At 44.1% G+C, this 8,198-nt stretch carries 6 protein-coding genes and 1 pseudogene; 1 reads left to right on the forward strand and 6 read right to left on the reverse strand.

Annotation, left to right across the window (positions count from 1 at the left end; translation table 11 throughout):
* The first annotated feature begins 145 nt into the window (after positions 1–145).
* Entirely contained in the window at positions 146–2,146 is a 2,001-nt protein-coding gene (locus IQ260_RS31205; protein ID WP_228016373.1) for an AAA family ATPase, read from the forward strand.
* A gap of 216 nt (positions 2,147–2,362) precedes the next feature.
* Here IQ260_RS31205 and phnE read toward each other — a convergent pair whose 3' ends face one another.
* The 6 genes and pseudogenes from phnE to IQ260_RS23325 all read right to left on the reverse strand — a co-directional run.
* Positions 2,363–3,235 (reverse strand): phosphonate ABC transporter, permease protein PhnE, encoded by an 873-nt coding sequence (gene phnE, locus IQ260_RS23300; protein ID WP_228016374.1) that lies wholly within the window; start codon positions 3,233–3,235, stop codon positions 2,363–2,365.
* Positions 3,213–4,034 carry a phosphonate ABC transporter ATP-binding protein gene (phnC, locus tag IQ260_RS23305; protein ID WP_193995477.1) on the reverse strand — a complete coding sequence of 274 codons (822 nt, stop codon included), beginning with the start codon at positions 4,032–4,034 and terminating at the stop codon, positions 3,213–3,215. Before phnC ends, phnE begins: the two co-directional genes overlap by 23 nt.
* Positions 4,035–4,450: 416 nt before the next feature.
* Complete coding sequence (locus IQ260_RS23310) at positions 4,451–5,914, reverse strand: chlorophyll a/b binding light-harvesting protein (RefSeq protein ID WP_193995478.1); 1,464 nt, start codon at positions 5,912–5,914, stop codon at positions 4,451–4,453.
* Positions 5,915–5,993: 79 nt separating this feature from the next.
* Entirely contained in the window at positions 5,994–6,479 is a 486-nt protein-coding gene (locus IQ260_RS23315) for an allophycocyanin subunit beta (RefSeq protein ID WP_193995479.1), read from the reverse strand.
* An 85-nt stretch (positions 6,480–6,564) separates the two neighbouring features.
* The gene (gene apcD / locus IQ260_RS23320) at positions 6,565–7,038 is read right to left on the reverse strand and encodes an allophycocyanin subunit alpha-B (protein WP_193995480.1); all 474 of its coding nucleotides are present in this window, start codon (positions 7,036–7,038) and stop codon (positions 6,565–6,567) included.
* A gap of 904 nt (positions 7,039–7,942) precedes the next feature.
* Positions 7,943–8,198: pseudogene (locus IQ260_RS23325) on the reverse strand (polysaccharide deacetylase family protein); the annotation flags it as partial.

An 8,198-nucleotide genomic window follows, 5' to 3' on the forward strand; every position in this document is an offset into this window, starting at 1 on the left:
CCCTATAAATATAGTGAGAGTGTTTTCAACTTTGGTTGCAGTAGGCATTGAAATCACAATAGCTTTTAGAGCTTTAGGAACAGTCTCAGGCATGATTTCAGGTGTAATTTCAGGTGTTACTTTAGGTATATCTTCAGGCATAATCATGGGGACAACCTTAAGCTTAGTTGCAAGTATTAGTACACTTAAATTACTACCATTCTTAGTATTCACAGGAGTAGTTTCATTTAGCTATTCATACACCCAAAATAAAATTGGAGGCATCTTTGTCAGTATATTAATGGTAATGCTATGTATTGAAAATCTTGGTTTTCAATCGCTTTGGGTATTCCCAGTAACTTTTGCTTTTTATTATCGTCTAATACCTGATTATCCAATACTAGCAATTCTTTCTTTTGATTTTGACTTCTTTAGAGTTTCTGATAACCATTTTATCAAACCAAACTTCGATGTTCGATTGAGAAGATTGCCTCCTTTTAGTAGTGAACTTATATGGATTCAATTACCAGGTCATGCTCAACTTTTATCGAAGGTTTTTTGGACAACTCCAGTCTTTGGGTTAGATGCTCTCCAAAAGATGCGATCATCTTCTTTCCCAACTCTTAAAAAGACCGTCAAGAAAGCTATGCCAGATATTATAGCAAAGCAACTAATTCAAATTGAAAATGTCTCATCGTTTCAAGCTTTGCTGCCTGATTCTGGAGATAAACTAGCTAAAAACGTATTGAGAGTATTATTGCCTACCTATTATGAAAATCTTCCAGAAGAGATAGCTTCTTTAAGAACTATTGACCCAGATTTAAATGTTATTTTTACACGTCTTCAAAGTATTTCTCGAGATGTAGACGCAGTATTTGAAGCTAATAACTATGCTCTAAAGGAGCGAGGCCTTGAAAGAGTTGTTGATCAGCTTAGTTCATTAGAGATGAACTTATCTGGTCTAGGGTTCCAGGCTAATTCAATAAAACGCTGGCAACCAGTTATAAAGCATTGGAAAACCATTTTAGAACTAGAATTAGAAGAACAAAAAAAGCTCTCTCAAGGTGAGTTGCTTAACCCATTTCAGTATGGAAATCCCCTTAAACTAACCCAGTCCGAACTCTTTAAAGGTCGAAAAAAATTTGCTGAAAATATCGTTCGCCTCTTACTTGATCGCAATCGTCCTACTATAGTTCTTCATGGTCCTCGTCGCTGTGGAAAAACCTCCTTCCTCAATAATCTTCCTCGCCTCCTCCCAAGTAATTGGCTCCCCATTTTTATCGATATTCAAAGCTCCGCTGCCACTGCTAATGAAATAAGTTTCCTTCGTAGCCTCGCTCGTGCTATTCGCCGTGATGGACGCAGTCAGGGTATCAAAATTTCTCAAGAACCTAATGCTAGAGAGTTTGAAAAATATCCTTATGATACATTTGAAACCTGGTTAGAAACTGTTCTCAATCAACTCGGAGATCGTCGACTCCTCATTAACCTTGACGAATTTGAAAAAATTGGCACCGCCATCAACCAAGGCAAACTAGGCCTTTCCCTCTTCGACGAACTCCGTAGTCTCATACAACACTGGGACCAACTAGGATTTATCTTCTCTGGTGTTCAGACTCTCGACGAAATTGGCCCCAATTGGAGTAGCTATTTCATCAGTGTCGTTCCCGTCGAAATGCTCTACCTGGAGTCCGACGAAGCCCATGATCTTCTTACTAACCCAGATCCTGAGTTTGCCCTTACTTATGTACCAGGATTGGTAGACAACATTCTACGCATTACCCAGTGCCACCCCAATCTCCTCCAGCTCATCGGCGCAGCCCTCGTCACCGAAGCCAACGAACGCTATACCCAAACCGCCACTGCCGAAATGCTAGAGGCCGCTATTCCCCGAGCCTTTACCCTCGGTACCTCTTACTTTACTAACGTCTGGACTGAGTTTACAGGTAACCCAACCGACCCAGACGAAATCCGCGCAGGTCAAATAGTCCTAAAAGCCCTAGCATATGGCAGCCAGCCTACAGCAAACGATATAGCAACTAAATCAGCTCTCCGACGCATGGTGCGCTACCACGTGCTCAAAGAAAACGGTGGCCAATACGAATTTGATATTCCTTTGATCAAACGCTGGGTCAAAGAACGAGCTATTTTAGATGACTTCGCTTAACCTTAATTCATCACAATGGTGGACCGCCCCCAGCCAAACTCCACCGTAAACGTGTTAGTAAGAATACTTAACTCCAAGACAATCGCCAGCGGCACCAGACTTAGTAAAACGCCTATTACCAAAATCTGTTTCTCTTTGCTGGCAGAGCACAAAGACAATCACCCCAATGCCTACGTCAACGGCGAAAGATTGGTGTCACATACTAGCAGCCCTTAGCTATACTAATTTCTGGCGGATCTTGGCTGAAACGGTGTCGATAATAGTTACCGTCAAGATCAAGAGAATCAGAATGGCGGATACTTTGCCATATTTAAAGCTGCGAAAGCTTTGATAGAGTGAAACGCCGATGCCACCGGCTCCGACAATACCCAGTACCGAAGCTGAGCGTACGTTGGCTTCAAACCGATAGAGCGTATAGGAAGTCCACAAAGGAATAACCTGGGGAACTACGCCAAAGATAATTTCTTGTAGTTTTGAAGCACCCGTTGCTCGTATTCCTTCAACGGGTCCGGGGTCAATCGCCTCGATGGCTTCAGAAAAGAGCTTGCCCAGCGTACCTGTTGTGTGAACAAATAGCGCTAAAACGCCGGAAAAAGGGCCTAGACCTACCGCTACGACAAAAATCAGTGCAAAGACGACTTCGTTGATGGCTCGCATGGCATCCATAAACCGCCGAATAATAAAAACTAGCCACGGAGGGGCAACATTTTCTGCGGCCATAATGGATAGGGGTACCGCTACAATGGCGGCCATTATGGTTCCCCAGACGCCCATCCCGACGGTTTCTAAAATATCTGATAAGTAAAAGCGCCAGTCGGTAAAGTTGGGTGGAAAGTAGCGGCTGATATATTCGGCCATATTGCCGCTACCTTGAGCGAGTTCGATAAAGCTGAGATCGCTTTTTTCACCACTGTAGATGAGAACTGCGATCGCAACAATCAGCCAGAAAATCCGCAAGGGCGTTACTAACTTCTTTTCCTGACCTAGCGTATGTAGAACGTCAGAAGACAGCATTGAGCTATCAACATCCGTCTGAGAATGGTTAGTCGTCGGTTTAGCCATGAGGTCAGTTGCTAAAGACTTCTCCATGGCCGCGCAAAACTAATTCTTCTGTGGCTCCACCGTAGATTTCGGCAAGCTGTGATGTGCCCAGATCCTTGGTGAGACCGTCAAAACAAATTTTTCCTTGCTGCAGGGCAACCGAGCGCTTAAAGTAGCGCTGTACAATCTGGACCTGGTGCAGCGAGGCAATCACGGTAATTCCCTGCTCTTGGTTGAGGGTGGTCAGCAGCTCCATGACTTTACGGGCCGACTCTGGATCCAATGAAGCAATGGGCTCATCCGCCAAGATGATGTTTGCACCCTGCATCAAACAGCGTGCGATCGCAACCCGCTGCTGCTGCCCACCCGATAGCATAGAGGCTCTTTTGTGGGCTTGCTCTAGAATGCCAACGCGCTCTAGGGCACACAGGGCCTCAATCTTCTCTGCTTTGGAAAATTGCTTCAGCAAAGAGCGAATCAGCGAGATATTGGCTAAATTACCAACCAGCACGTTTTCTAGCACCGTCAGGCGATTGACTAGATTAAACTGCTGAAAGATAAAACCAATCTGTCCCCGCAGCTGCCGTATGTGGGAATGAAACTGGCCGTTAGACTGTAAAACATTGCCCAATATACGAATTGTGCCCCGGTCTGCCTGATGCAGTCCATTGATGTTCCGGAGTAACGTGGACTTACCCGAGCCGGACGCTCCAACCAGTGCCAACATCTCTCCTTCTTCGGCAGAAAAAGAAACAGAATCGAGCGCTAACCTGCCTCGAAATGATTTGACAATATCCTCAACCTCAACGGCATACTGACTACGCTGGTTGCTCAGCAAATTCTCCATTCATTCGCGCTGCTGTTGGACACAGATTACCATTTTGTATCATCTATAATCGAATTTAAGCCGTTGCAAGGGTTGGGTTAATCTTTTGGCAGTTTGCTATACACGTTTAGTTTATTCTATGAGCTGCCTGAACTGGAGCGAGAACGGGTAGCTGCTAGTGTTCGGATTGAGAGGCTAGGTATGCGTGCAACCTGCTGGCCTAGCTCCCCTACAGGGAAGGCATAGAGAATAAATCTGCTCAATTTGAATCTGGCCGGGGCGAGCCATAGCGTCGAGTACCACTCTAAACGTTACCAGAAGGCATACCTCAGGCTCATATAAAAGTACTATAAAAAAAACAGATGGGTTGCCCCATCCGTTTTACTAAGATTCACATCTAACTAAACAAGGCTTATACCTTGAGCTTTGTAGCCTGTTTATACCGTCTTACTTTCAACGTCAGAACTATGAACACCGTTGCCACTGCGCTTAGGTTCATAAAATACCGTTGCAATCGGTTTGGCGTAGGCAGATGTATTCGCTAGCGTCTTTGGTCGCTCATACAGTTCTTTGAAGCTCTTGCTACCATATCCAAATAGTGTCTCATCATCCACCTGTTTAGACGGTTGATAAAAGGTTTCCTTTTGGAAATGATAGGTGGTTTGATAAAGTGCCTTTTCAATCCCATTGATAGTCGTCAAGCTGGGGTGCTCAATCCCCTGAGATGGACGATAAAAATAGTCTGCAAAAGGTTGTTCTTGTTTAAGCCAAGACTGAGACTCAGCCTGCGGTAATCCATATTGTAAAAACGATATGGATTGAGGCTGTGATAGTCTCGAACGTTGATATGTGAGTGATGGATTGTCACTAGCTAGTGCTAGATTTTGCTGCCAGGTTTCCCTCAGGCTGCCTATATCGAAGCCCATTGCTCGCTGAAAATGCCATAAGCCCCCTTGTAAAAAGAAAAAGGCTAGATAGAAATGGGCATTCGCCAACCAGATACGACTCGTATAACCCGCTGCCAACGTTGGCTGGGCTTCAAAGTAGCGTGGTAAAAGCGACGACTGTAGCTCTAATGTAGGGCCATAAAATTCTTCTGGGTAGGCTAACGAGTTAAACCCACAGTAATATGACGCGGCAAACCCTGCTAAAGCAATACCAAATAGGGAATACGACAGGATACCATCACCTGAAAAGAGAAAGACTCGCCTAACCCATTGAAAGGGAGGTACTAAAATATGCCAGGCACCACCGACAATCAGCAACACAGCCACATAAATATGACCGCCGACTAAGTCTTCTAGCGTGCTGACATCAAACAGATGAGTTTTGTAATCCCAAATAGCCGCTGGGTCAAGTGTGGGTGACGTAACTAGGCGAACTTCTCCTATACTGCTATCATATAGGCCGCCAAAAAATTGGGCTTTAGCGACAAATAATAACGCCCCCAAACCCAAGATAACGAGATGGTGCCCTAAAATAAAACCCAACTGTCGAGCATCTTGCCATTCAAAGTGAAACTTAGCAGCGTTCCCCGAAGCTACCTCTAAGCCAGCGGGTAGCCGAGTGCGATGGAAATAAGCTCCTGCTGCCAATACGGCAGCTGCTACTATGTGTATTACCCCAATCTTAAACCAAACAGAGGGATCGACAATTTCACCGCCTGAACCCACTCCCCATCCCTCAGTGGCTAGATGGGGCAACAAAATCAATCCTTGCGTATAAAGTGGTTCTTTTGGAGAAAAGACAGCTAACTCAAATAGGGTAAATGCCCCAGCCCACAGCATGATCAGGGCCGCCTGAGCAACATGAGCCACAATAAACGTATTAGACAAGTCGATCAATCGGGCATTGCCCGACCACCAGGCAGACTGCTCCTGGTTTTTATTAGAAGCGTACATGGCAAAAAGTTGACTAAAAGCAATAGTTTTCAAGCAGGCCCACCGTAGCGGGTAGGCCTGTTAGCTCAGATGTCAGACCTTAGCCTAAACCGGTAATGATATGGTCAATATAGATGCCCATTTCTTGACCCGCTTCAGAGCCTACTCGTTCAGCCACAACGTCCTTCATTGCCTGTAATGCTTGAATGGTGGGTTCAATCGGCACCCCTAGAGACGAATAGGTATCCTTTAATCCATTTAAAATACGCTCATCTAAGATAGATACATCAGCTGCCAGCATGGCATAGGTGGCATAGCGTAAGAAGTAGGTCAAATCCCGTAGACAGGCTGCATAGCGTCGGGTTGGGTACATGTTCCCGCCAGGGAGCGTAATATCTCCATAGAGAAGACTCTCTTCTACAGTCTTACCAATAATACTGGCAGCACTTGACCCAATTAGAGTAGCAGCTTTTACACGCACGGCCCCACTTTGAAAGTACTGTTTCAGGTTGTCGAGAGCTTCACCCTCGATATAATTACCTTTCTCATCGGCGGGGTTAATGATGGATGTGATCGTATCTTGCATGGTGATTGTTATTCTCTAAAGAAAAGGCTGTTGTCAAGTTTGAATCTGATCTATCTGATCTAAAAGACTTAAACGGTCTAGTATCTTAAAAAGCTCGTACAAGCTGATCGAAGTAAGGTCCAGCTAATGCTGCTTCTTCAGAGCTTAAGAGACCCATGGCAACCTCTTTCAAGCAGCCCATGGCTATTCTCAAATTCGGTAGAGGAACCTGCAGAGAGACATACATATCACGCATTCCATCTAGACCAATATCTTCCAAAGGCTTAGCATTACCGGCCAGAATGCAGTAGCTCACTAAGCGTATATACCATCCTTGATCGCGTTGGCAAAGGGCCGTTCTTTTTTTGTCACCTCTGTTACTAGGCGTATTAGGGCACTGAGCCCAGAATCGCTTACTGCCTTCATCAACAATCTTCTGTTGGTTAGCAGCTAGTTTTTGAGCGGCGCTGAGACGGATATTGCTATTGCTGAAGTAGTCTTGCAGCTGAGTTAGCTCAGCACTACCTGGGAATCGGTCAGCGCGGTCAGATTGAGCAATCACTTTTGCCACGATACTCATCGATAAATCCTCTGCTAAGTTGACGTCTCTAATTTATGAAGTCCCATTTGGAACTAAGGCTCCAAATTATGGGAACACCGAAAGAATCAATCGTTGATTGATCAAAGAAGTGAAAGAATTAAAGCTTTGCGTTTGGCAAATCTCTTTTCTTACCTTGTGGAATAAACACTGTAGGCTAGAAAAATTGACATTTCCAACGTTCCACAGCTATTCGATGACTATCCAATAACTTGCGGAGTCATTGATACGACTGTGGTTTATGAATTTGCTGTTTTTAGGTCCTGACGATGTTATTCAGTGAGACTGACCTACCCATCAAATGTGAAATAGATAAGCCGTCGCTGTTCACTTACATTCAAAAGGATAAAATCCAAGCGTTACCAATTGACAGTTTTACTAACAAACTAAATACATAAGTTTATGTAAGTTAAAGAATGTTTTTCTGCGGACAAAAGATAAGTATTCAATCCTCTATATAGCTGTGATATTAACTAAAATCGGAAATAATTTCTGTGCAGATTCTGTGCAGATAAATGTGTCGAAAAACTGTTGAAATTTTTCCTTAATGATTGATTAGCTAGTCAATGCAGACTCATTTGTGTAGCTTATTTCAAACCGATTATGAAGTGCAGATCTCGGTTGTAGATAAACTGTTGAAAGACTTATTGTTATTTTAGATAAAATTCTATGTATAGTCAGAAATTCGAAAATAGAAGCTCTGCAACAGGCGCAGCAGGCACTGGTCAATGACGATCTTTCCTTTGTGGGTGAACCCAGGGGAACGATCCACGCTGTCAGTGCTGCTACCGGGGAGCCCCTAACTTTGAAAGGTAGTTATCCGCATTATTGGGCACCGTTTATTTTGATTGGTAATGGCCTGTAGTAGATTATTGCAGATTGACGTTTACACCTGCAGTGTCATCAGCTCAGAAATTGTTTTGAATTGATAGCCTTCCTGCTGAAGCTTTTGCAAAACTATTTTAGTTGCTGCTACTGTCTGGGATCGATCACCACCGCCATCATGTAAAAGAACAATAGAACCGGGCTCAACATTGTTAACAACGCGATCAGCAATTTTTTCTGGATCTGGAGTTTCGTAGTCCTTGGGATCAACATTCCAAAGAACATTTGTCTTTTTTCTGCGAGCCAGTTCCCAAGGT

Origin of the sequence: Leptolyngbya cf. ectocarpi LEGE 11479, assembly GCF_015207065.1 — a bacterium.
GTDB lineage: Bacteria > Cyanobacteriota > Cyanobacteriia > Phormidesmidales > Phormidesmidaceae > Leptothoe > Leptothoe ectocarpi.

Coding starts and splice junctions, on each gene's coding strand:
- IQ260_RS31205 (WP_228016373.1), top strand. CDS start 146: ATGGGGACAACCTTAAGCTTAGTTGCAAGTATTAGTACACTTAAATTA.
- phnE (WP_228016374.1), bottom strand. CDS start 3,235: ATGGAGAAGTCTTTAGCAACTGACCTCATGGCTAAACCGACGACTAAC.
- phnC (WP_193995477.1), bottom strand. CDS start 4,034: ATGGAGAATTTGCTGAGCAACCAGCGTAGTCAGTATGCCGTTGAGGTT.
- IQ260_RS23310 (WP_193995478.1), bottom strand. CDS start 5,914: ATGTACGCTTCTAATAAAAACCAGGAGCAGTCTGCCTGGTGGTCGGGC.
- IQ260_RS23315 (WP_193995479.1), bottom strand. CDS start 6,479: ATGCAAGATACGATCACATCCATCATTAACCCCGCCGATGAGAAAGGT.
- apcD (WP_193995480.1), bottom strand. CDS start 7,038: ATGAGTATCGTGGCAAAAGTGATTGCTCAATCTGACCGCGCTGACCGA.